Origin of the sequence: Rhodococcus sp. SG20037 (assembly GCF_031763325.1) — a bacterium.
In the GTDB taxonomy this organism is placed as follows: domain Bacteria; phylum Actinomycetota; class Actinomycetes; order Mycobacteriales; family Mycobacteriaceae; genus Rhodococcus_F; species Rhodococcus_F qingshengii.
In genome coordinates this window covers 3972909-3995393 of the sequence record NZ_CP134497.1, presented here as the reverse complement: position 1 = coordinate 3995393, position 22485 = coordinate 3972909, and the positions used below count along the sequence as shown (strand labels likewise).

The window sequence follows — 22485 nt, the reverse complement described above, 5'->3', positions numbered from 1 at the left end:
AGGTGTGCTCGCGCGGCGATGCGTGTTCCTGAAAGTGTGACGTCGACCCGGGTGCGCCCGGCTGGTCGGGCCTGAGAGAATTGTCGCCATGCGCGTATACCTGGGTGCCGACCATGCCGGATTCGAACGTAAGAACGAGATCATCGAACACCTGAAAGCGAACGGCCACGAGGCCATCGACTGTGGTGCTCACGAGTACGACGCCGTGGACGACTACCCGGCTTTCTGCATCGAAGCCGCAAAGCGCGTCGTCGCCGACGAGGGCAGCCTGGGAATCGTCCTGGGTGGCAGTGGCAACGGCGAGCAGATCGCCGCGAACAAGGTTCCCGGCGCACGGTGCGCCCTCGCTTGGAGCGTCGAAACGGCGAAGCTGGCACGTGAGCACAACAACGCTCAGCTGATCGGCATCGGCGGACGTATGCATTCCCTCGAGGAATCGCTTGCCATCGTCGACGCTTTCCTCGCCACCGCATGGTCGGGTGAAGAGCGCCACCAGCGTCGTATCGACATCCTGTCCGAGTACGAGAAGACCGGCGTCGCACCGGCTCTGCCGCAAGCCTGATCCGAAAGTTGTTCCGTGCCTGAAGGTCATACCCTGCACCGGCTGGCACGGTTGCATGCCCGCAAGTTCGTCGGTTCACCGGTCCGCGTCCTCAGTCCGCAAGGCAGATTCGCCGAGGATGCGCGCCTGGTGGACGGACACGTACTCACGTCCTCGGATGCCTGGGGAAAGCACCTCTGGCACACGTACGACAACGGTCTGACAGTTCACGTACACCTCGGGTTGTACGGAAAGTTCACCGACGCCACCCTGCCGATGGAAGAACCGGTAGGCCAGGTCCGGATGCGAATGGTCGGTGCCGACTTCGGCACCGACCTTCGTGGTCCCACCGCCTGCGAAGTCCTGCTACCTCCTCAGGTCGCCGCGATCGAGGCCAGACTCGGGCCGGACCCACTGCGCCGCGACGCGGATCCAGAGAAGGCCTGGTTGCGAATCTCCAAGTCCAAGACGGCAATCGGCGCCCTGCTGATGGACCAGGCGGTCCTGGCGGGTGTCGGCAACGTCTATCGCGCCGAACTTCTCTTTCGTCACGGAATCAACCCTGAACGACCGGGGAATCTCGTCTCTCACGGCGAGTGGACCGCCATGTGGGCAGACCTAGTCGAATTGATGAAAGTCGGCGTCAGACGGGGGAAGATGCACGTCGTTCGCGCCGAGCACGACAACGGAGATCCGGCGTACGCGAAGGATCGTCCGCGTACCTATGTCTACAGAAGAGCAGGATCGCCGTGCCGCGTGTGCGGCACACCGATCCTGCATTCCGTCATGAAGGCACGAAACCTGTTCTGGTGCCCGGTGTGTCAGTCGGCTTAGAAGTCGAAGCCTCCGAAGTCGCCGCCACCGAAATCGCCGCCTCCGAAGTCCCCGTAGTCGCTTCCGCCGTCAGCGGTGTAGTCCGTGTTGTCGATACTTCCTTGGTCGGCGCCGGGATCACCGGCGTCCATACCCTGATCTCCCGAGTCACCGGAGCCTGTGTCGGCGCCGGGATCGCCACCCTGGGCGAAAGCCTCTGCGCCGTAAGGAACCCCGGCCATGCCGGAGAACATGGTCGAGAACAGCATCATCGAACCCAGACCCCAGGCGCCGGCGACGAGTGCAGGCTTCCACCAGGGTTCGGAGTACCAGCCGGCCGGGACCGGGCGTCCGGCGACTCGGCCACCGGGGTAGTAGTTGGGTGTGTGCGACGACGGATTGGGTGATGCCGCGACCTTGCGGCCCTCGAATTCGACCTCACGGTCTTCGGTGACCGAACCGGCAGCCTTCTGTCCGTCGATGGAAGGAACTTCCGGTCCCGGATCCATGCCCATCGCCACCCGTGCCGCGCGGATGTAGTAAAGCCCTTCCAGTGCAGTCTGTTTCGCGAGACGTGCTTGGACCGGCGTTGCGGCCTGATCGATCTGCGAGCCTGCGGCGTTGTACCGTTCGGCCGCGTCGGCGAGGGCTTGGCGCGACGCGTCGTCACTGCCGGTCAGGTTGTAGACCTGACCGCCGAGGCGTTCGATCGCCTGCCGGGCATCGGCTTTCGCATCGTCGAGTTGTGTTGCGCTGTGGCCGGAACCGCGTTGCTGGCTTTTCATGACCAGAAATACGACTACGGCCAGAACGACGAGTATGAGAAGAATCGTGGTCACGAGTGGCCTCCCGAGCAGAATCGATCCGGACAACTCCAGGATACGGACCGCAGGGGGGTGGTCTGAGTGGACAAAGTCGGAATACAAAAAATCCGCACCGGCTGGGCCGATGCGGATCTTTTGTGGAGTTTCCCTCCTGATGGAGGGGATGACGGGAATCGAACCCGCGTGATCAGTTTGGAAGACTGAGGCTCTACCATTGAGCTACATCCCCGTGCATACGACAACTCGGGATCGCCGTGTTCGTCGTCTGCGATACGAAACTGTACCCAATGCCCCACCGGATTTCATAATCGGGGGGTCGGAGAAGTTCGAGATCGTCGTTCACCTGGGGAATTGGCGAATTGCTCGGCGAGTCGGGGTGTCTCGGCCGCAGGCGCGGCTTCTGATTCCGGCTCTGAATGGCAATTGAGGCAAGGCTGTATGTGGCTGCCGTCGGATGACATACTGACGGGGTCGACAGCCGGGCCGTGTACAAATGGCGGTCGGGTTCGTGAGAGAGTAGTGAGCGCGATAGGGTTGTGCGCGGTCACCGATGGTGGCTGCCTTTGTGGCCCGCTGTCTTAGTGGCCTCGGATGGCCGTATCGTGTGTTTCATGTGATCGGAAACGGGATGTAGCGCAGCTTGGTAGCGCATCCGCTTTGGGAGCGGAGGGTCGCAGGTTCAAATCCTGTCATCCCGACAAGTACGTACATGGCACTTCACCTCCAGTAAGTCCGGGAGTGAAGTGCCGCGCCAGGCAGCAGTACCGAACACACAGCAGTACCGATTCAACACAAGTTGTGAGCAAGACCAGACGAAGGAGCGAAGTTTCGTGAAGAGCACCGTCGAGCAGCTCAGCCCGACGCGAGTCCGTATCAACGTTGAGGTGCCCTTCGCGGAACTCAAGTCTGATTTCGACAAGGCCTACAAGGCCCTCGCGCAGCAGATTCGTCTCCCCGGCTTCCGTCCCGGCAAGGCTCCGGCCCGCCTCCTCGAAGCGCGTGTCGGTCGCGGCGCTGTGCTCGAGCAGGTCGTCAACGACGCTCTGCCGTCGCGTTACTCCGAGGCTGTCACCAGCGCCGGCGTGAAGGCCATCGGCCAGCCCGAGATCGAGGTCACCAAGATCGAAGACGGCGAGCTCCTCGAGTTCACCGCCGAGGTCGACGTGCGCCCCGAGATCGAGCTCCCTGACTTCAGCTCCATCAACGTCGAGGTCGATCCGATCGAGATCACCGACGAAGCCATCGAAGAGCAGCTGCTTTCGCTGCGTCAGCGTTTCGGCACCCTCACCGGCGTCGACCGCGCAGTCGAGGACGGCGACTTCGTCTCCATCGATCTGTCGGCCACCGTCGACGGCGAGAACGTTGCCGAGGCAACCGCGAGCGGACTGTCGCACGAGGTCGGTTCGGGCCAGCTCATCGAGGGCCTCGACGAAGCCATCATCGGCCTCAAGGCGGGGGAGTCCAAGGACTTCACGTCGACGCTGGTCGCCGGCGAGTACGCAGGCAAGGAAGCTGTTGTCACCGTGACCGTGCAGACGGTCAAGGAGCGCGAGCTTCCGGCTGAGGACGACGAGTTCGCTCAGCTCGCCAGCGAGTTCGACACCCTGGAAGAACTGAAGGCTGACCTCCGTGAGCGCGTCGCACGCGTCCGCAAGGTCGAGCAGGCCGGTCAGATCCGCGACAAGGTTCTCGAGCAGCTGCTCGAGACCGTCGAGGTTCCGTTGCCGGAGGCTGTCGTCAAGGCTGAGGTCGACGCTGCACTGCACGACGCCGTTCACGGTCTCGATCACGACGAAGAGGCACTGAACAAGCTTCTCGAAGAGCAGGGCAGCAGCCGCGAAGAGTTCGACAAGGATGCACAGGAAGCCGCTGAGCGCTCCGTCAAGACGCAGCTCTTGCTCGACTCGATTGCCGATGCGGGCAACGTCACCGTCGGTCAGGACGAGCTCACCGAGCGCATCCTGTTCCAGGCGCAGCGTTACGGTATGGCTCCTGAGCAGTTCATCCAGCAGATCCAGCAGGCCAACCAGCTCGGCGCCGTCTTCGCAGACGTCCGTCGTGGCAAGGCTCTCGCGTCCGTCGTCGAGTCGGCCGGTGTCAAGGACACCTCCGGCGCAGTTGTCGACACCGCGGAGCTGTTCGGCAGCAGTGAGGCCGAAACCGAAGCGGACGAGTCTGATTCCGCCGAGAGCGAAGACAAGTAAAAACGCAGGCGGACGGGTGTTTTCACCACGATCGACTGCACTGAGTTTTCCGCTTTGAGCGAAGTAGGGCGGCACCGGGACTCCGGTGCCGCCCTACTTCGTTACTGTCTGTGTCAGTAGAAGTGTTTCGCATAGACGATCCACCGCACAAGTAGATCCACATAGAAGGCAGGTACCGTGACTTCCAATCACCTGGAGACTTTGCAGAGTCCCGCCATGACTTCAGCGACCGCTGGGTTGAACCTCAGCGACTCGGTGTACGAGCGCTTGCTGCGAGAGCGCATCATTTTCCTCGGTACCCAGGTCGACGACGACATCGCCAACAAGCTGTGCGCACAGATCCTGTTGCTCTCGGCCGAGGACCCGACGCGAGACATCTCGCTCTACATCAACTCGCCCGGTGGATCCGTGACCGCAGGTATGGCGATCTTCGACACGATGCAGTTCGCCGAGTGCGACATCGCCACCTTCGGCATGGGCCTTGCGGCGTCGATGGGTCAGTTCCTGCTCTCGGCAGGCACCAAGGGCAAGCGCTACGCGCTGCCTCACGCCCGCATCATGATGCACCAGCCGTCCGCCGGTATCGGTGGTTCCGCCAGTGACATCGCGATCATGGCCGAGCAGTTCAAGCACACCAAGCGCGAAATGGCCGAGCTGATTGCTCAGCACACCGGCCAGACGGTCGAGCAGATCACCGCGGACTCCGATCGTGACCGTTGGTTCACGGCGAAGGAAGCTCTCGAGTACGGCTTCGTCGACCACGTCGTCTCCCGTGCGAATCAGGCCGGCGGCACCGGCAACTGAGCCGGTTCGCCCATCCTTTCGCTGCCCAATTCATACTTTGGAGAACTGATGACCAATCTTTTCGGAGCTAACTCGCTGGGCGGCCAGGCGCCGTCGGGCCCCCAATCGCGTTACATCCTGCCCCAGTTCACGGAGCAGACCAGCTACGGCGTCAAGACGTCCGACCCGTACAACAAGCTGTTCGAGGAGCGCATCATCTTCCTCGGCTCGCAGGTCGACGACGTGTCCGCCAACGACCTCATGGCGCAGTTGCTGGTTCTCGAATCGCAGGATCCGGACCGCGACATCACGATGTACATCAACTCGCCCGGTGGTTCTTTCACCGCGCTGATGGCGATCTACGACACGATGCAGTACGTCCGTGCCGACATTTCCACCGTCTGCCTCGGTCAGGCTGCTTCGGCAGCTGCCGTGCTTCTGGCCGGCGGTACGCCGGGCAAGCGCTTCGCGCTCCCCAACTCGCGCATTCTGATCCACCAGCCGGCTACGGGCGGCATCCAGGGTCAGGTTTCCGATCTGGAGATCCAGGCTGCGGAGATCGAGCGTATGCGTCGGCTCATGGAGAGCACGCTGTCGCTGCACACGGGTAAGGATCCGGAGACCATCCGCGTCGACACCGATCGCGACAAGATCCTCACGGCCGAGCAGGCCAAGGAGTACGGCATCATCGACGACGTGCTGGCTTACCGGAAGCTCAGCGCACAGAAGTAGTCGATTTCCGCCTCGTGTCGAGGATCTGTTACCCGATTCCCGACACGAGGCGGACACGTCGAGAAGTGCCTGGTGGAGCGCTTGCCAGGCTGAAATCTCGACTCTTTTCTTTTTTATCCGCAGACGAAACGCCGAGAACAGGTCGACCCCGTTCGGGATCTGCGGGTACCGTCACTTCACGGGCTGGTTCTCGACCGGCGTTCTGCGATTGTTCGACCAGATTTGTTCGATCAGTTTGTCTGATCTGACAACTACCGAAGTACTGCGGAGCGTCTCGACCGATCGAGTGGCGGCGAGTGCACGTACATGATGGAAAGTAGGGACCTCACGAGATGGCACGCATCGGCGACGGCGGGGATCTGCTCAAGTGCTCTTTCTGCGGTAAGAGTCAGAAGCAGGTCAAAAAGCTCATTGCAGGACCCGGGGTGTACATCTGCGACGAGTGCATCGACCTCTGCAACGAGATCATCGAAGAGGAATTGGCCGAATCGAGCGAGGTCAAGCTCGACGAGCTTCCCAAGCCTGCGGAGATCCGAGAATTCCTCGAGAACTACGTCATCGGTCAGGACTCCGCCAAGCGGACGTTGGCCGTGGCCGTCTACAACCACTACAAGCGCATTCAGGCCGGCGACAAGGGCCGTGACGCGCGGGGTGAGACGGTTGAGCTCGCGAAATCCAACATCTTGATGCTCGGCCCCACCGGCTGTGGCAAGACGTATCTCGCTCAGACTCTCGCGAAGATGCTCAACGTCCCGTTCGCCATCGCTGACGCGACGGCGTTGACCGAGGCCGGTTACGTCGGTGAGGACGTCGAGAACATTCTGCTCAAGCTGATTCAGGCTGCCGACTACGACGTCAAGCGCGCCGAGACCGGAATCATCTACATCGACGAGGTCGACAAGATCGCCCGTAAGAGCGAGAACCCGTCGATCACGCGTGACGTGTCCGGCGAAGGTGTTCAGCAGGCGTTGCTGAAGATCCTCGAAGGTACGCAGGCAAGCGTCCCGCCGCAGGGTGGCCGTAAGCATCCACACCAGGAATTCATTCAGATCGACACCACGAACGTGCTGTTCATCGTCGCGGGCGCTTTCGCAGGTCTCGAGCGGATCGTCTCCGATCGTGTCGGTAAGCGCGGTATCGGATTCGGTGCCGAGGTTCGGTCGAAGGCCGAACTGGATACGGTCGATCGTTTCGCCGAGGTCATGCCGGAGGATTTGATCAAGTTCGGTCTGATTCCGGAGTTCATCGGCCGACTGCCGATGATCGCGTCGGTGACCAACCTCGACAAGGAATCGCTCGTTCAGATCTTGTCGGAGCCCAAGAACGCTCTCGTCAAGCAGTATCGTCGCCTGTTCGACATGGACGGCGTCGAACTCGAGTTCACCGAAGAAGCGCTCGACGCTATCGCCGATCAGGCGATCTTGCGTGGAACCGGCGCTCGTGGCCTGCGCGCCATCATGGAAGAGGTTCTTCTTCCCGTGATGTACGACATTCCCAGCCGTGACGACGTCGAAAAGGTGGTCGTCACCGCGGAGACCGTCAACGACAACGTACTTCCGACCATCGTTCCGCGTAAGCCGGAACGTGGCGAGCGTCGCGACAAGACGGCGTAGAACTTCAAAACGACTGTGGCCCGGTATCTCTCGCGAGATGCCGGGCCACAGTCGTTCGCGCAACACAGTGGTTCGTGCAACACAGTGGTTCGTGCAGGGTGTCTGTGGGGTATTCGGCTAGATCGGGTTGCCGAGCTCCTTGAGGGGGGTGCGGAACGTCTCCTTGGCGGTGAACGCCGAGATCGCGCAGATGACGCAGGCCACCGAAGTCAGAATGGCAACGGGCATCCAGTGTGTCTTGTCGCCGCCCATGAGGGCGTTGCCGATGGCGGGGGCAAAGCCTGCGAGGGCGAAGCCGACCTGGGTGCCGATCGCAATGCCCGAGTAGCGGACCTTGGTGTTGAACATCTCGGAGTAGAACGACGGCCAGATGGCATTCGGGGCAGCGTAGAAGACGGACATCAATCCGATTGCGGCGAGGAAGATCAGGGGAACGTTGCCGCTGGCGATTGCGCCGAAGTACACGTAGATGAACACCGCGCTACCGAGGGCGCCACCGATGAACAACGGCCTGCGACCGATCCGGTCGGAGAGCATCGCCCAGGCGGGCTGACTGAGCAGGGCTACGGCGTTGGCTGCGATGGCAACCCAGAGCATGGTCGACTTCGGAATCCCCACTTCTTCGGTGGTGGCGAAAGCGAGACCGAAGACGGAGAAGATGGTCGAGACGACGGCGATGAAAGCGCAGCAGATCACGCGAATCAGATTTGCGCTGTGGGTGCGAAGAAGATCGGCAACAGGCAATTTGGCGACGGTCTTGGATTCCTGCTGCTCGGTGAACTCTTCGGGCTCTTCGAGCTTGAGACGCATGATGTATGCCGCGACCAGAACGATCAGGCTGCCCCAGAACGGGATTCGCCAACCCCACGTGTAAAGGATGTCGTCGGGGAGCGCGGCGATGGGCAGGAATACGAGGCTGGCGAGGATGAAGCCGGCCTGGGTGCCGTTGAGGGTCCAACTGCAGAAGAACGCGCGTCGGCCTTCGGGGGCGTGTTCGAGCGTCAGTGAGCTGGCACCGCTCTGTTCACCCGCGGCGGAGATGCCCTGGGCGATTCTCATCAGGACAAGAAGGATCGGTGCAAGAACTCCGATCGAATCGGCGCTGGGAATACATCCGATGAGGAAGGTGGCTGCGCCCATCAGAATGAGCGTGAGCAGCATGATCTTCTTGCGGCCGACGCGGTCACCGAAATGGCCGAGGACTACAGCGCCGAGGGGACGCGCGACGTACGCGACACCGAAGGTGGCCAGCGAAAGTAGAGCCGCATGCCCGCTGTCCGGGAAGAACACCGTGGGGAAGATGAGCGCAGCGGCGGAGGCGTAGATGTAGAAGTCGTAGTACTCGAGCATGCTGCCGAGAAACGACGACGTTGCGGCGCGCTTGACCTTGGTCGTATCCGGCCTTGCCAAGGATCCCGCCTCGGGCCCGGACGGTGTAACCGTGCTAGCTGACATGCTCATCTCCTGGGTGGAAGCGTCGTGGAGGCTCTACATCCGCCGATTGTGTTCGTATCAAGAACGTCTGTGCGGAGAGCGATACAAGGAATGTAACCGACGCCACAGCAACTACACAAGATTATTAACCAAATAGTTCATAAAAATCTACTGGCGGTCACGCTGCTCGTCGAAACCGCAGTTCAGAGAGTTAGGAGGCCGGCTGTGCTGCGGCCGCCACCAACTGCTCCACCTGTTCCTCGGTGATCCCGAGGCCGAAGGTGGCGAGTTTTCCGAGCGGCATCGAGCCTGCGAGTGCCATCATCTCGGGGCTGACCGCCTGTGCACCGTCGTCCGCTGCGGCAGCCATGGCGGCGCCGAGAACTGCGCTGCCGACGGGATGGGCGAGCCATTCGCCGATGGTCGACATGGCGTCGAGCGTGCCGACGCCGACGTTCCCGGCCAGGGTGATCGTGTCGGTGGTTGCGATGTCCCGAGACGAGAAGCCGACGCGGATCTCGTAGTCGCCAGGTTCGATCGCCCAGTCCTGCGCCGCGACGGACCAATAGGCAAATGCCCTGGTGTCGAGCGTGATGGTCACACTCGCGGATTCGTCGGGGTCGAGGTGGACCTTGGCGAAGCCCTTCAATTCCTGCGCGGGTCGATCAATGCTTGCCGAGGCGTCGTGGACGTAGACCTGAACGACGCTGCTGCCCGATCGGTCGCCGCTGTTGCGCACGGTGACGGTCACTTCGGCGGAGTTCTCACCGGCCTCGACGGAGGTATCGGTGATGTCGAAGGTGGTGTAGCTCAGCCCGAACCCGAACGGGTACGCCACTTCACGCAGTGCGGAGTCGTAGTAGCGGTATCCCACGTACAGTCCTTCGCCGTAGCGGACGTGCTGCTGTGATCCCGGGAAATGCAGATACGACGGATTGTCTTGGAGGCGAAGCGGAATGGTCTCCGTCAGGCGGCCGGACGGATTCGTGATGCCGAACAGAAGATCGGCAATCGCCGAGCCGCCCGCCTGGCCGAGTAGCCAGCCCTCGAGGATTGCGGCGGCATGATCCTTCCAAGGCTCGATCGAAACCACACCGCCGTTGGCGAGCACGACGACCGTGTTCGGGTTCGCGCCGTGGACCGCTTCCAGCAGGGCGATCTGGTCAGCCGGCAGTTCGATGTCGGTTCGGTCGAATCCTTCGGATTCCGTGGCGGACGGTAGTCCGAGGAACAGCACCGCGACGTCGGCGCGGCGTGCGGCGTCGACAGCCTCGGTGACCATGTCGTCGTCCAGAGTGCCGTCGAAGGTGAAGCCCGGTGCGAAAGTGACGCGGTCGGCGCCTTCGCGGTCGAGGATCGCGTCCAAGGCATTGTCGAGCTTGGTCGGGACCACCTGTGAACTGCCGGCTCCCTGGTACCGCGGGCTGCACGCGAATTCGCCGATCACCGCGACGGTTTGCCCGCCGGGGGTCAGCGGCAGTAGTTCTCCGTCGTTGGCCAGCAAGACAGCGGACTCCGCTGCAGCGGTCCGTGCCAGTTCGTGGTGACGCTCGACGTCGTACGTGTGGCCTTCGGTGCGCGCGGCGGCGGTGCGTGCCACCAGCGTCGCCAGGCGCTCGGCGGCAGTGGTGAGCACTGATTCGTCCAGGTCGCCGCCGCGCACGGCGTCGACGATCTGGGTATCGGTTCCGGTCGGCGGCATTTCCAGGTCGAGGCCCGCGGCGAGTGCCGCCACGCGGTCGTTGACCGCTCCCCAGTCCGAAACGACGAGGCCGTCGAAGCCCCACTGTTCGCGGAGTACCTCGGTGAGCAGCCAATGGTTCTGGCTCGAGTACACACCGTTGATCTTGTTGTACGAGCACATGACCGTCGTCGGGGCCGCGGTCTTGACGGCGTATTCGAAGCCGGCCAGAAAGATCTCGCGCAGTGTCCGTTCGTCGACGTCGGCACTGACTCTCATCCGGTCGTGTTCTTGGTTGTTGGCAGCGAAGTGCTTGAGCGAGGTTCCGACGCCGCGAGACTGGATGCCGGTGATCAGGGCTGCCGCGACGCGGCCGGAGAGGAATGGGTCCTCGGAGACGTATTCGAAGTTCCTGCCACACAAGGGTGATCGTTTGATGTTGATGCCTGGGCCGAGGAGGACCGAGACCTGTTCGGCTTTGGCCTCGTCGCCCAGAGCCTCACCGACCTGGCGGATGAGGTCGAGGTTCCACGACGAGCCCAACCCGACCGCCGGTGGGAAACATGTCGCTGGAATGCTGTGGCCGAGTCCGAGTGCGTCGCCGCCCTCGGGTTGTTTCCGGACTCCGTGCGGACCGTCGGTCAGGAGTATCGATTCGATTCCGGGAACGGACTGGCTGTGCCAGAAATCCGAGCCCGACGTCAACGACGCCTTCTCCTCGAGTGAAAGCCCGTCTACGTAATTCTCGGTCACGTCATTCCTCCCGGTGGCAGCTGTGAGTTCCACTCACCACCGTAGGGGGATTTTTCGGACTTCGGGGTGGGTCAGGACGGCGCCTTCGAGGTCAAGAACGCAACAACCATGTCGCCGAGCATGGTTCGAAGATGCTCACGATGCGTCGAGTCGGTCAGGTCGCGGTCGAAGAGCGCTTTGAAGGTGTAACGATTGGCGATACGAAAGACGCAGTAACTGCTGATCAACATGTGAATATCGAGAGCATCTACGTCGGAGCGGAATGCTCCCGACTGCTGTCCGTCGTGGAGGATCTGCGAGACCAGGTCGGCGGCGGGGGCGCCGAGACCGCTGAGTAGCTCGGATTTCTCGATGTGCTCACCGCGGAGCATGTTCTCGTTGGCTACCAGCCGAATGAAGTTCGGGTGTTGTTCGTGGTGGTCGAAGGTGAGTTCGGCCAAGGCGCGGACTGCTGCCGTGGGGTTCAACCCCTCGAGGTCGAGTTCACGTTCCTGCGCACGAATGACGCTGTACGCGTGTTCGAGGACGGACTTGTACAGCCCTTCCTTGTCGGTGAAGTAGTAGTAGATCATGCGCTTGGTGGTGTGAGTCTTGGTTGCGATCTCGTCCACTCGGGCGCCGGCAAAGCCTTTGTCGGCAAACTCCTCGGTGGCGACGGCGATGATGTTCACCCTGGTCAGATCGCTGTTTCGGCGTCGTTTCTCCGGCTTCGACACCACGGAGTTCACTGACTGCTCGGAAACCATGTGCTCACTCTATCTGTCAGCAGTTTGTCGACTTTGCTTGTCGAGTCCGCGTCGGGGGAGTAACGTCCAGTGAACTAACTCACTAGTTCGTACATTAGTTTCGAGCGTCAACCCCGAGGTGCCCCTGATGACTTCATCTCTACCGGTCCTGGTCCTCAACGGGCCCAACTTGAATTTGTTGGGCCAGCGCCAACCGGAGTTCTACGGGAGAGACACGCTGGACGACGTCGTTTCCCGCTGTGAAGCGGCGGCCGCGAAGTTCGGAGCGGTGGTCGAGGCAAGGCAGTCGAACCACGAGGGCCAACTGATCGATTGGATCCACGAGGCCAGGGGAAGAGTCGCGGGCATCGTCATCAATCCCGGTGGGTACTCGCATACCTCCGTTGCGTTGCGTGACGCTCTGGTCACACTCGATGCCCCCGTCGTGGAGGTGCACATCAGCAACATCCACAGTCGCGAAGAATTCCGTCACCACTCGTATGTCTCCGGCATCGCCGACGCCGTCATCTGTGGATTGGGAATCGACGGATACAGCGCCGCAGTCGAATTCGTCTGCATCCGAGAAGGGAAGAACTGATGAGCGATTCGATGCTCTGCGGTCTGATCGGCACCGGAATCGGAGCCTCTTTGACTCCGATCATGCACGAGGAAGAAGGGCGCAGACAGGGTCTTCCGTACGTCTACCGCATCCTCGATCTCGACGTGATGGGCATGGCGCCGTCGGACATCGGTGAACTTCTCACCTATGCACGACGTTTCGGGTTCCGCGGCCTCAACATCACTCACCCGTGCAAGCAGTTGGTGATCGAGCACCTCGACGAGCTCTCGCCCGATGCGAGCCGGCTCGGCGCGGTGAACACGGTCCTCTTCGACTCCGGCAAGGCGATCGGACACAACACCGATTGGTCGGGCTTCGGCCGAAATTTCGACGACGGACTTCCCGGAGCACAGCTCGATCGTGTCGTGCAGCTCGGTGCCGGCGGAGCCGGTGCGGCGGTTGCCTATGCCGCGCTCACCCGTGGCGTCGGGACACTGACGTTGGTCGATTCGAGCCTGCCTCGCGCGCAGGAACTTGCACAAACCTTCGCGCAGCAGTTTCCGGCGCAGGTTGTCGAGGCGCGGCATACGAGCGACCTCGCCGAAGTGCTCGGCAAGGCAAACGGATTGATCCACGCGACGCCGATGGGAATGGCGGCTCATCCCGGAATGGCGTTCTCGCCAGATCTGCTTCGCCCTGATCTGTGGGTGGCCGAAATCGTCTACCGTCCACTCGAAACCGAACTGTTGCGTCAGGCAAGGTTGATCGGAGCCCCGACGCTCAGCGGAGGCGGAATGACTGTCTTCCAGGCCGTCGACGCGTTCCGGATCTTCACGGGCATCGAGCCCGACAGTAAGCGCATGCTCGCGCACATGACGGAACTTGTACACGGCGAACAGACTGCGGCAGCGCTGTGAGTGCCCCGGTCCGGACGTCGATCGCGACGGTATCGCTCAGTGGCACTCTCGAGGAGAAGCTCGACGCCATCGCTGCTGCCGGCTTCGACGGCTTCGAGGTGTTCGAGCCGGATTTTGTTGCTTCGCCGTGGTCCCCGAAGGAATTACGAACGAGGGCTGCGGATCTGGGCTTGACCCTCGATCTGTATCAGCCGTTCCGTGACTTCGACACGGTGGACGAGGCCCAATTTGCTCGGAATCTTGTTCGAGTGCAACGCAAATTCGAGCTCATGGATCAACTGGGGTGCGAGACGCTCCTGGTGTGCTCCTCGCCCCTGCCGACCGCAAGTCACGATGACGGTCAGTTGACAGGGCAATTCGGAGCTCTCGCCGAACTGGCGTCCGAGCACGGCAAGAAGGTTGCCTATGAGGCGCTCGCGTGGGGTGCCCACGTCAACACGTACGGCCATGCGTGGCAGATCGTCGAGGGCGTCGACCATCCTTCGCTCGGTACCTGTCTGGACAGCTTTCACATCCTCTCGCGCGGTGACGATCCCGCCGGAATTCGCGAGATTCCCGGCGAGAAGATCTTCTTCCTCCAGTTGGCGGACGCTCCGTTCTTGGCGATGGACATCCTCCAGTGGAGCCGGCATCACCGAAACTTCCCGGGGCAGGGCAGCTTCGATCTCAATGCGTTCGCTCAGCATGTCTACGCCACCGGTTACGACGGACCGTGGTCGCTCGAGATCTTCAACGACGTATTCCGCCGCGCCGACACCCAGCGGACGGCAATCGACGCTCATCGGTCGCTCCTGCATCTGGAAGAACAGGTCGCCGCCGCGAACCCTGCCGCCGGTGGACCCACGCTGTTCACCGCCCCGGAGCGCACACCGCTCGAAGGAATCGTGTCTCTGCGAATCGCGGCGGGTCCGGCGAAACAGGACCAGGTACACTCGATGCTCTTTCGCGTCGGTTTTCATCTGGTCGGACGGCACCACGATCACGATTTGCAGTTGTGGCGGCACGGACCGCTCACCGTTGCCGTGGATGCGACTGCGGGCACGGTGTGGACGGCGCCCGGGCTGCCTGCGGATCTACCGGTTCTCACTCAGATCGGCATCCGGGCAACCGAACCCGAGGTGTGGGGAGAGCGCGCTCTGGCTCTCGAAGTGCCGGCGACGCGCGTGCAGTTGCCGGGGTCGAGCGACGAGAACTCCGAGGTACCGGACGTCGTACGCCTGAAGGTCACCGATGCGACATCGATCGACCTTCGTGGCCCCGGCAGCGCTGCAGCGTGGGAATCGGCATTCGAGATCTACCCGCTGCCCGCCGAGCGCAATCGTGAACAGGGCGCAGTGTTCACCGGGATCGACCACGTGGCACTGGCGGTTCCGGCCGAGAGCTGGGACGGCATCATGCTGCTCCTACGGTCCGTGTTCGAGATGCAACCACACGAGGGGCAGGACGTCACCGATTCTGTCGGCCTCATGCGAAGCCAGGCGCTCACGCTCGTTCAAGGCGGTGACGGACATACCCTGCGCATCTCGCTGAACATGGTGGAGGGAAGTCGAAGTGGGCTGCCGACGGTCCGTCGCGGCGGCGTCAGCCACGTCGCCTTCGCGTGTGAGAACATCTTCGGTGCCGCTGCGTCCATGCAGGACTGGGGATTTGCTCCGCTACCCATTTCCCCGAACTACTACGACGATCTGGACGCGCGTTTCGGACTGAATCCGGAACTGCTCGACCGGATGCGCAGCACCGGAATTCTTTACGACGCGGACGCTCACGGCGAGTTCTTCCACCTGTTCACCCCGACCGTCGGGGGAGACCTGTTCTTCGAGGTCGTGCAGCGGGTGGGTGGATACGAGGGCTACGGGGAAGTCAACTCCGCTGTGCGACTGTCGGCTCAGTTGCGTGCGAGTTCGACGTGACCTCGACTCGGTGCGGGTGCGAGTAGACGTTCATCGAATCGCCGCGGATGAAACCGGCGAGAGTCAGCCCGGACTCCTGCGCTAGTTCCACTGCCAGCGACGACGGCGCGGAGACAGCACCGAGGATCGGAATGCCGGCCATGACGGCCTTCTGGACGAGTTCGAACGACGCCCGCCCGCTGACGATCAAGATCGTGTCGTAGAGGGGCACTCGGCCGTCGGTGATGGCCCAACCGATCACCTTGTCGACGGCGTTGTGACGGCCGACATCCTCGCGCAGTGCCAGGAGTTCGCCGGTGGCGGTGAACAATCCGGCCGCGTGCAGGCCACCGGTGCGCTCGAAGATCCGTTGGCTCTCCCGCAGTGTGACCGGCATGGCCGACAGGATGGTCGAGGTGACGGAAGTCGTGTCACCGACCAGCGGATGTCGCGTCGTGGTTCGGACGGCGTCGAGCGAGGTCTTGCCGCACACTCCGCACGCGGAACTGACGACGGTGTTGCGGTCGGTGGTGTGGTCGGGCAACGGCACTCCGGGAGCGAGAGCGATGTCGAGGACGTTGTACGTGTTCGCACCGGATTCGTCGACGCCGTCGCAGTAGCGGACGACGCTCACGTCGTCGCGGGTGGCGATGACACCTTCGCTGAGAAGGAATCCGTGCACGAGATCGACGTCGTTGCCGGGGGTCCGCATCGTCACTGCCAGCACCTGACCGCCAACTCTCATTTCGAGTGGTTCCTCGACGGCCAGCGTGTCGGGGCGCGTGACGACCCGATCACCCGAGATTCGAACGACCGGTGTTCGTGCGGTGACTCGTCCCATCTCAGGCGCCCGATGCTTCGAGTCGAACGGTGACGGCCTTCGACACCGGCGTGTTCGACTTGGCTGCAACGTGTTCGAGGGGAACGAGCGGATTTGTCTCGGGGTAGTACGCCGCAGCATTGCCGCGCGGGGTGTCGTAGGAGACGATGCGGAATTCCGTGACCCGACGCTCTTCGAGTGTGCCGTCGGGTGTTGTCCACTCGGACACGATGTCGACGAGATCGCCGTCACGGAATCCGAGCGCGGTGATGTCTTCGGCGTTGACGAGGATGACTTTGCGTCCGCCCTTGATGCCGCGGTATCTGTCGTCGAGGCCGTAGATCGTGGTGTTGTACTGGTCGTGGCTGCGCATCGTCTGCAGAATCAGGCGCCCACTCGGAGTGGGTATCCAGTGCAGGTCGTTCACGCCGAAGTTGGCTTTGCCGGTGTGCGTGCGGAACTCACGCGAGTCACGCGGCGGGTGGGGGAGTTGGAATCCGTCTGGCTCTCGAACGCGGGAGTTGTAGTTTTCGCAGCCTGGCACTACCCGTGAGATGGAATCGCGGATCAGATCGTAGTTGCCCTCGAAGGCCGACCAGCGGACGGAGTGATCGTTGCCGAGTAGTTCGCGGGCGAGTTGGCAGATGATGGCGACTTCGCTACGCAGGTAGGGGCTGACCGGTGTGAGGCGTCCGCGCGACAGGTGCACCATGGACATCGAATCCTCCACGGAGACAAGCTGCTTTCCGCCGGCTTGGACGTCGAGGTCGGTGCGTCCGAGGGTGGGGAGGATGATCGCGGTCTGCCCGTGGACGACGTGACTGCGGTTCAGCTTGGTGGACACCTGCACGGTGAGTTCGCATTGACGCAACGCTGTTTCGGTCGCTGCGGTGTCCGGGCTTGCCTGGATGAAGTTGCCGCCCATCGCCATGAAGAAGCTTGCCTTGCCTGCGTTCATGGCGCGGATCGCGTCGACGGTGTCCCATCCGTGCTTGCGGGGACTCGAGATCGAGAACTCGGTATCGAGCGCGGCCAGGAACTCTTCCGGCATCTTTTCCCAGATGCCCATCGTGCGGTCACCCTGGACATTGGAGTGTCCTCGCACCGGACAAACGCCGGCACCGGGTTTGCCCATCATTCCACGCATGAGCAGCAGGTTGACTGCTTCTTCGATGGTGGCGACTCCGTGTGTGTGCTGAGTGATCCCCATGGCCCAGCAGGTGACGGTTCGCTCGGATCGGGCAAGTGCGGCAGCCGTTTCCTCGAGCTGTGCCATCGACAGACCCGTTGCCTCGAGTACCGTGTCGAGATCGACCGCGCGGATGTGCTTCTCGTATTCGTCCCAACCGGCGCAGTACCGGTCGACGAAAGCGCGGTCGACGACCGTCCCGGGAGCGCGATCTTCCTGCTCGAGCAGCAGCTTCCCCAGGCCTTGGAACAGCGCCATGTCGCCGCCCAGCCGGATCTGCAGGAACTCGTCCGCGATGTCGACTCCGTGCCCGATCACGCCGGACACCTTCTGTGGATCCTTGAACCTGCGCAATCCCGCCTCGGGTAGAGGATTGATGGCAATGATCTTGGCGCCGTTGCTCTTTGCCTTCTCCAGCGTCGAGAGCATTCGAGGGTGGTTGGTGCCGGGGTTCTGTCCGGCGATGAGGATGAGATCGGCGTTCTCGAGGTCGGGAACCGTCACCGAGCCTTTGCCGATGCCGATGGATTCGGTCAGTGCGCTTCCGGACGACTCGTGACACATGTTGGAACAGTCGGGCATGTTGTTGGTGCCGTAGCTGCGAATCATCAACTGGTAGAGAAACGCGGCTTCGTTGGACGTGCGACCGGAGGTGTAGAACACCGCTTCGTCCGGCGATGCGAGGCCGTTCAGATGTTCGGCGATCAGTGCGTACGCGCCGTCCCAGTCGATCGGCCGGTAATGGGTTGCTCCCGGCGTCAGGACCATCGGGTGCGTCAGTCGCCCCTGCTGTCCGAGCCAGTAGTCGGTCTTGCCTTCGAGATCGGCGATCGAGTGCTCCGCGAAGAATTCGGGTGTGACGGTGCGAAGCGTTGCTTCCTCGGCAACAGCCTTCGCTCCGTTCTCGCAGAATTCGGCGGGCTTGCGATGTCCGGGAGTCTCCGGCCACGCACACCCCGGGCAGTCGAAGCCGTGTCGCTGGTTGAGTCTGGTGAGCGTTCGGGCGGTCCGCAAGGCTCCCATCTGCTCGATTCCTCGTTGCAGCGACACCAGAACGGCCGGAACTCCGGCGGCGTAGTCCTTGGGGTGCGTGACTTCGAGATCCGATTCGTCGATGTCCTTCGAGGGGCCCTGGCGCGTCATGTCTCCATAGTGGCCCGAACGGCGCGGTACTGCCATCGAATGGGCCGGTCGAACTAGCCGGAATGAAGCTTTCATCGGCTAGCCTTACCTACCGAACCAGCAGACTTTAAGGGGTAGGAACATGGATCGAACGGACGCAGGTCGGCTGACCCGGCGCGGATTTCTGATCGGCACGTCGGGAGCGTTGCTGGCATTCGCCGCAGCCTGCTCCAGTTCGAACGACGAGGACACACCTCCCAGCGGTGACTCTGCGGAATCGATCACCCACAAGTTCGGGGCTACGGAGTTGCCCAAGGATCCGCAGCGGATCGTCAGTGTCGGATACAACGATCAAGATGCGATCCTGGCGCTCGGTGGGACCTTGGTCGGAACCTTCGACTGGTACGGCGATTACCCCTACGGAGTGTGGCCCTGGGCGCAGCCGCTGCTGAACGGGGCGACTCCCGAGATCATCGGAACTGCGGGCACCACCATTCAGATGGAGAAGGTCGCGGCCACGACACCCGACCTCATTGTCGGCACCTACTCCGGGCTCACTCAGGCGCAATACGACAAACTCAGTGCCATTGCGCCGACGGTGGCGCAGCCCAAGGAGTTCGCGGATTACGGAATCCCCTGGCAGAACCAGACGACCATCATCGGCGAAGCGTTGGGGCAGCAGGGTAAGGCCACCGAGCTGATCGCCGGCGTCGACCAGAAGTTCGCCGACGTGAAGACGGCCAATCCGGCGTTTGCCGGCAAGACCGTTCTGGTCGGCGCGTTGAAGGGGCCGGGGCAGTTCGGGGTCTACGGACCGGAAGACCCGAAGGTGCGGTTCTTCACCGAACTCGGATTCGTGAATCCGCCTGTCACCGATCAGATCACGGGTAACTTCGCCGAGATCAGCACCGAGCAACTCTCGCTCGCGGACGTCGACGTACTCGTCTGGTACGCCGGTGGCGGCTACGGCGACAAGCTTCGCGCGGAGCTGGACAAGACCCCGATCTACCAGGAACTCGACGTCGTGAAGGACGGCCGCGCGATCATTCTGGAAGACGCTGCTGCCGAAGCCATGACGTGGAGCACCGTACTGAGCTTGCCGTACGCGCTCGAACAGATTCCGCCGCGGATTGCGGGCTTGCTCGTCTGATCGGTTCAAGGACAGCGCTGTTCAAAGTCCAGTGATTCGGACAGTCGGCGGTACTCTCGCCTCATGGGTGTACACGTACGGCCGGCTGTCCGATCCGATATTCCGGCACTGTCGGCAGTGTTGGCCGAGGCGTTCGAAGATGATCCCTTGATGGCGTGGATGTTGCCGGACGAGGCCACCAGGGCTGATCGCCTGACGAAACTGTTTGCCGCAGAAGCTCGTTACCACCACCTCGCCGGGGGCGGCGTCGAGGTGGCCACCGACGACAACGGCCTGATCGGCGGGGCAACTCTGTGGGATCCGCCGGGGCGGTGGAAGCAGTCGTGGATTTCCGGGCTCGTGAGCCTGCCCGCAATGGTGCGTGTCTTCGGCAGGGGGCTACGACACGCGGCCGAGGTCAGCTCCGTTCTCGAAGGAGCACACCCGAATTCGCCGCACTGGTATCTCGCGACCGTCGGGACCGGCAGCGCGGCGCGCGGTGGGGGATACGGCAAAGCGCTGCTGAACTCTCGGTTGGAGCGTTGTGACCGTGAACATGTCGACGCTTACCTCGAGAGCAGCAAGGAATCGAACATCCCGTACTACAACCGCTTCGGTTTCGAAGTGACCCGTGACATCGTCATGCCAGGCGGCGGGCCGACGATCTACGCAATGATGCGTCAACCGCGGGGCGCGTGATACGAACTAGTGGTGACCCAGATTCCCGAGCTCCACGCAGGCACACCGTTCGACGAACTCGACGACTACATCGCTCTGGCCAGGTTGTCCGGCCTGGTGTTGTCACCTGACGGCTCGCTGCTGATCTGCGCGCGCGCCGTTCTCGACGACAAGAGCGCCGAATACGTGTCCTCGTTGTGGGAGATCGACCCGGAAGGCCGGCGTCCTGCGCGTCGGTTGACCTGGGGTTCGACCAGCGAGTCCGGTGCTGCCTTCGCGTTCGACGGCGACGTGCTCTTCACTGCCACGCGAGCCGTGCTGGGCGAGAGTGATCCGCAACCAGCACTCTGGCGCCTACCAGCGGCGGGCGGAGAAGCTCAGCTGCTGATCTCGCGTCCCGGTGGTGTCTCGTCGGTATCAGCGGCGAAGGCGGCGCCGACGTTCGTGGCCCAGACGTCGGTCATGGCTTCGGCGATCAGCCTCGACCAGGACGATCAGGTGCGATCGGCGCGCAAGGACAAGAAAGTCACGGCGATGCTGCACACCGGTTATCCGGTGCGCCACTGGGACCACGACCTGGGCCCCGATCATCCGCATCTGGTTGTGGCCGAGACGGATTCGAAGGAATCCGTCGAGTTGCGGGACATCACATCGACGGCAGGCGCAGCGCTGCGGGAGACGTCGACCACGATTTCCGACGACGGTCTCTTCGTCGTGACCACGTGGACTGTCGGCGATGCGAGTGCCGCCCGCCGATCGACGTTGGTTCGGATCGACACGGTGACCGGTGACCGAGTCACGCTTGTCGACGAGGCCGACGCGGACGTCTACAACCCGGTGCTCTCGCCGGACGGAACCAAGCTCGCGTTCATCCGGGAGACACTCACCACACCGGAGTCCGCACCACGAATGACTCTGCAGCTCTACGACTTCGGATCCGGTGCCGTGACCGGCGTCGCCGACGGCTGGGATCGCTGGCCTACCTCACTTGCCTGGCTACCCGACGGATCCGGGCTGGTCGTCACCGCTGACGACGGCGGCCGCGGTCCGATCTTCACCATCGACCTGTGGGGCCAACCAGTGCGCCTGACAGCCGACGACGCGGCGTACACCGACCTTCGAGTGGCGCCGGACGGTGAGTCGATCTACGCGTTGCGAGCCTCGTACGAAGCGCCCCCGCACGTGGTGCGGGTCGATCTGCGATCAGGTGAGATCACCGCACTTCGTGGGCCCGACACTTTGCCGGAGCTGCCGGGAACACTGACCGAGATCACCGCGCGTGCCGAGGACGGTTCGACGGTGCGTAGCTGGTTGGCGCTGCCGACGGGCGCCGCGCCGCATGCACCGGTGCCATTGCTTCTCTGGGTCCACGGCGGCCCACTCGGTTCGTGGAACACCTGGTCCTGGCGGTGGAATCCGTGGCTGCTCGTCGCCAAGGGCTATGCAGTACTGCTACCAGATCCCGCGCTCTCGACCGGATACGGCCAGGACTTCGTCCAGCGGGGGTGGGGTCAGTGGGGCAAGGCGCCCTTCACCGATCTGATGGCGATCACCGATGCTGCTGTCGCCCAGCCCGAGATCGACCCCAAGCGAACCGGCGCGATGGGTGGTTCGTTCGGTGGTTACATGGCCAACTGGATTGCCGGACATACCAACCGTTTCGACGCCATCGTCACCCACGCGAGTCTGTGGGCACTCGATCAATTCGGCCCGACGACGGACGCTGCCTGGTACTGGCAGCGCGAGATGTCGCCTGAGATGGCCGTCGAGAATTCGCCGCATCTGTACGTCGCGGACATCACGACTCCGATGCTGGTCATCCATGGCGACAAGGACTACCGGGTTCCGATCGGTGAGGGCTTGCGACTCTGGTACGAACTGCTTGCCGAGTCAGGTCTGCCCGCCGACGACGACGGGAAAACGGACCATCGCTTCCTCTACTTCCCCGACGAGAATCATTGGGTGCTCAAGCCGCAGCACACCAAGATCTGGTACGAGGTGGTCACCGCGTTCCTCTCCGAGCACGTTCTCGGCGAAGATGTCGCGCTACCGGAGATTCTGGGCTGAACCCGCGCGTGC

General features: G+C 62.6%; 18 protein-coding genes and 2 tRNA genes. 13 read left to right on the top strand and 7 right to left on the bottom strand.

What is annotated here, in order from left to right:
- Positions 1 to 88: 88 nt before the first annotated feature.
- Together RHP72_RS18315 and RHP72_RS18310 are read left to right on the top strand one after the other, a co-directional pair.
- Positions 89 to 562 carry a ribose-5-phosphate isomerase gene (locus RHP72_RS18315; RefSeq protein ID WP_003944571.1) on the top strand — a complete coding sequence of 158 codons (474 nt, stop codon included), beginning with the start codon at positions 89 to 91 and terminating at the stop codon, positions 560 to 562.
- Between the two features lie 15 nt (positions 563 to 577).
- Positions 578 to 1375, top strand: a complete 798-nt coding sequence (locus tag RHP72_RS18310; RefSeq protein ID WP_050654623.1) for an Fpg/Nei family DNA glycosylase — start codon at positions 578 to 580, stop codon at positions 1373 to 1375.
- Here RHP72_RS18310 and RHP72_RS18305 read toward each other — a convergent pair.
- Positions 1372 to 2139, bottom strand: coding sequence for a DUF1542 domain-containing protein (locus RHP72_RS18305; RefSeq protein WP_311094877.1), 768 nt, complete (start codon positions 2137 to 2139; stop codon positions 1372 to 1374). The genes RHP72_RS18310 and RHP72_RS18305 overlap by 4 nt on opposite strands.
- A gap of 194 nt (positions 2140 to 2333) precedes the next feature.
- A tRNA-Gly gene (locus RHP72_RS18300) sits at positions 2334 to 2407 on the bottom strand.
- Between the two features lie 395 nt (positions 2408 to 2802).
- Here RHP72_RS18300 and RHP72_RS18295 point away from each other — a divergent pair.
- The 5 genes from RHP72_RS18295 (at position 2803) to clpX (ending at position 7510) form a co-directional block, all read left to right on the top strand.
- A tRNA-Pro gene (locus RHP72_RS18295) sits at positions 2803 to 2876 on the top strand.
- A gap of 132 nt (positions 2877 to 3008) precedes the next feature.
- Positions 3009 to 4382 carry a trigger factor gene (gene tig / locus RHP72_RS18290; RefSeq protein WP_007730958.1) on the top strand — a complete coding sequence of 458 codons (1374 nt, stop codon included), beginning with the start codon at positions 3009 to 3011 and terminating at the stop codon, positions 4380 to 4382.
- Between the two features lie 216 nt (positions 4383 to 4598).
- Entirely contained in the window at positions 4599 to 5186 is a 588-nt protein-coding gene (locus RHP72_RS18285; RefSeq protein WP_007730960.1) for an ATP-dependent Clp protease proteolytic subunit, read from the top strand.
- A gap of 48 nt (positions 5187 to 5234) precedes the next feature.
- Positions 5235 to 5897, top strand: a complete 663-nt coding sequence (locus tag RHP72_RS18280) for an ATP-dependent Clp protease proteolytic subunit (RefSeq protein ID WP_003944539.1) — start codon at positions 5235 to 5237, stop codon at positions 5895 to 5897.
- 332 nt (positions 5898 to 6229) lie between these two features.
- A complete protein-coding gene (gene clpX, locus RHP72_RS18275; protein WP_003944582.1) occupies positions 6230 to 7510 on the top strand; it encodes an ATP-dependent Clp protease ATP-binding subunit ClpX in 1281 nt (426 codons plus the stop codon).
- A gap of 117 nt (positions 7511 to 7627) precedes the next feature.
- On the opposite strand, the gene RHP72_RS18270 is transcribed toward clpX, so the two are convergent.
- From RHP72_RS18270 to RHP72_RS18260, 3 genes are all read right to left on the bottom strand, one after another.
- Positions 7628 to 8965: an MFS transporter gene (locus tag RHP72_RS18270; RefSeq protein ID WP_003944496.1), complete on the bottom strand. Its 1338-nt coding sequence runs from the start codon at positions 8963 to 8965 to the stop codon at positions 7628 to 7630.
- Positions 8966 to 9155: 190 nt separating this feature from the next.
- Positions 9156 to 11378, bottom strand: coding sequence for a glycoside hydrolase family 3 C-terminal domain-containing protein (locus tag RHP72_RS18265; protein ID WP_311093664.1), 2223 nt, complete (start codon positions 11376 to 11378; stop codon positions 9156 to 9158).
- A 71-nt stretch (positions 11379 to 11449) separates the two neighbouring features.
- Positions 11450 to 12124 (bottom strand): TetR family transcriptional regulator, encoded by a 675-nt coding sequence (locus tag RHP72_RS18260; protein ID WP_019749082.1) that lies wholly within the window; start codon positions 12122 to 12124, stop codon positions 11450 to 11452.
- A 127-nt stretch (positions 12125 to 12251) separates the two neighbouring features.
- Here RHP72_RS18260 and aroQ point away from each other — a divergent pair, with 127 nt between their 5' ends.
- From aroQ to RHP72_RS18245, 3 genes are read left to right on the top strand one after another with little or no spacing between them, the layout of a single operon-like run.
- A complete protein-coding gene (gene aroQ, locus RHP72_RS18255; RefSeq protein ID WP_058227172.1) occupies positions 12252 to 12701 on the top strand; it encodes a type II 3-dehydroquinate dehydratase in 450 nt (149 codons plus the stop codon).
- Positions 12701 to 13579 carry a shikimate dehydrogenase gene (locus RHP72_RS18250; protein WP_054187687.1) on the top strand — a complete coding sequence of 293 codons (879 nt, stop codon included), beginning with the start codon at positions 12701 to 12703 and terminating at the stop codon, positions 13577 to 13579. The genes aroQ and RHP72_RS18250 overlap by 1 nt, the downstream gene beginning before the upstream one ends.
- Positions 13576 to 15489: a TIM barrel protein gene (locus RHP72_RS18245; protein WP_311093662.1), complete on the top strand. Its 1914-nt coding sequence runs from the start codon at positions 13576 to 13578 to the stop codon at positions 15487 to 15489. Before RHP72_RS18250 ends, RHP72_RS18245 begins: the two co-directional genes overlap by 4 nt.
- Here RHP72_RS18245 and fdhD read toward each other — a convergent pair.
- Positions 15440 to 16309 (bottom strand): formate dehydrogenase accessory sulfurtransferase FdhD, encoded by an 870-nt coding sequence (fdhD, locus tag RHP72_RS18240; RefSeq protein ID WP_003944453.1) that lies wholly within the window; start codon positions 16307 to 16309, stop codon positions 15440 to 15442. The genes RHP72_RS18245 and fdhD overlap by 50 nt on opposite strands.
- 1 nt (position 16310) lies before the next feature.
- Entirely contained in the window at positions 16311 to 18620 is a 2310-nt protein-coding gene (locus RHP72_RS18235) for an FdhF/YdeP family oxidoreductase (RefSeq protein WP_030536640.1), read from the bottom strand.
- Between the two features lie 121 nt (positions 18621 to 18741).
- Here RHP72_RS18235 and RHP72_RS18230 point away from each other — a divergent pair, with 121 nt between their 5' ends.
- From RHP72_RS18230 to RHP72_RS18220, 3 genes are all read left to right on the top strand, one after another.
- On the top strand, positions 18742 to 19749 hold the full coding sequence (locus tag RHP72_RS18230) for an iron-siderophore ABC transporter substrate-binding protein (RefSeq protein WP_030536639.1): 1008 nt from the start codon (positions 18742 to 18744) through the stop codon (positions 19747 to 19749).
- 63 nt (positions 19750 to 19812) lie between these two features.
- Complete coding sequence (locus tag RHP72_RS18225) at positions 19813 to 20427, top strand: GNAT family N-acetyltransferase (RefSeq protein ID WP_030536638.1); 615 nt, start codon at positions 19813 to 19815, stop codon at positions 20425 to 20427.
- A gap of 12 nt (positions 20428 to 20439) precedes the next feature.
- Positions 20440 to 22473, top strand: a complete 2034-nt coding sequence (locus RHP72_RS18220; protein WP_311093661.1) for a S9 family peptidase — start codon at positions 20440 to 20442, stop codon at positions 22471 to 22473.
- Positions 22474 to 22485: the final 12 nt, after the last annotated feature.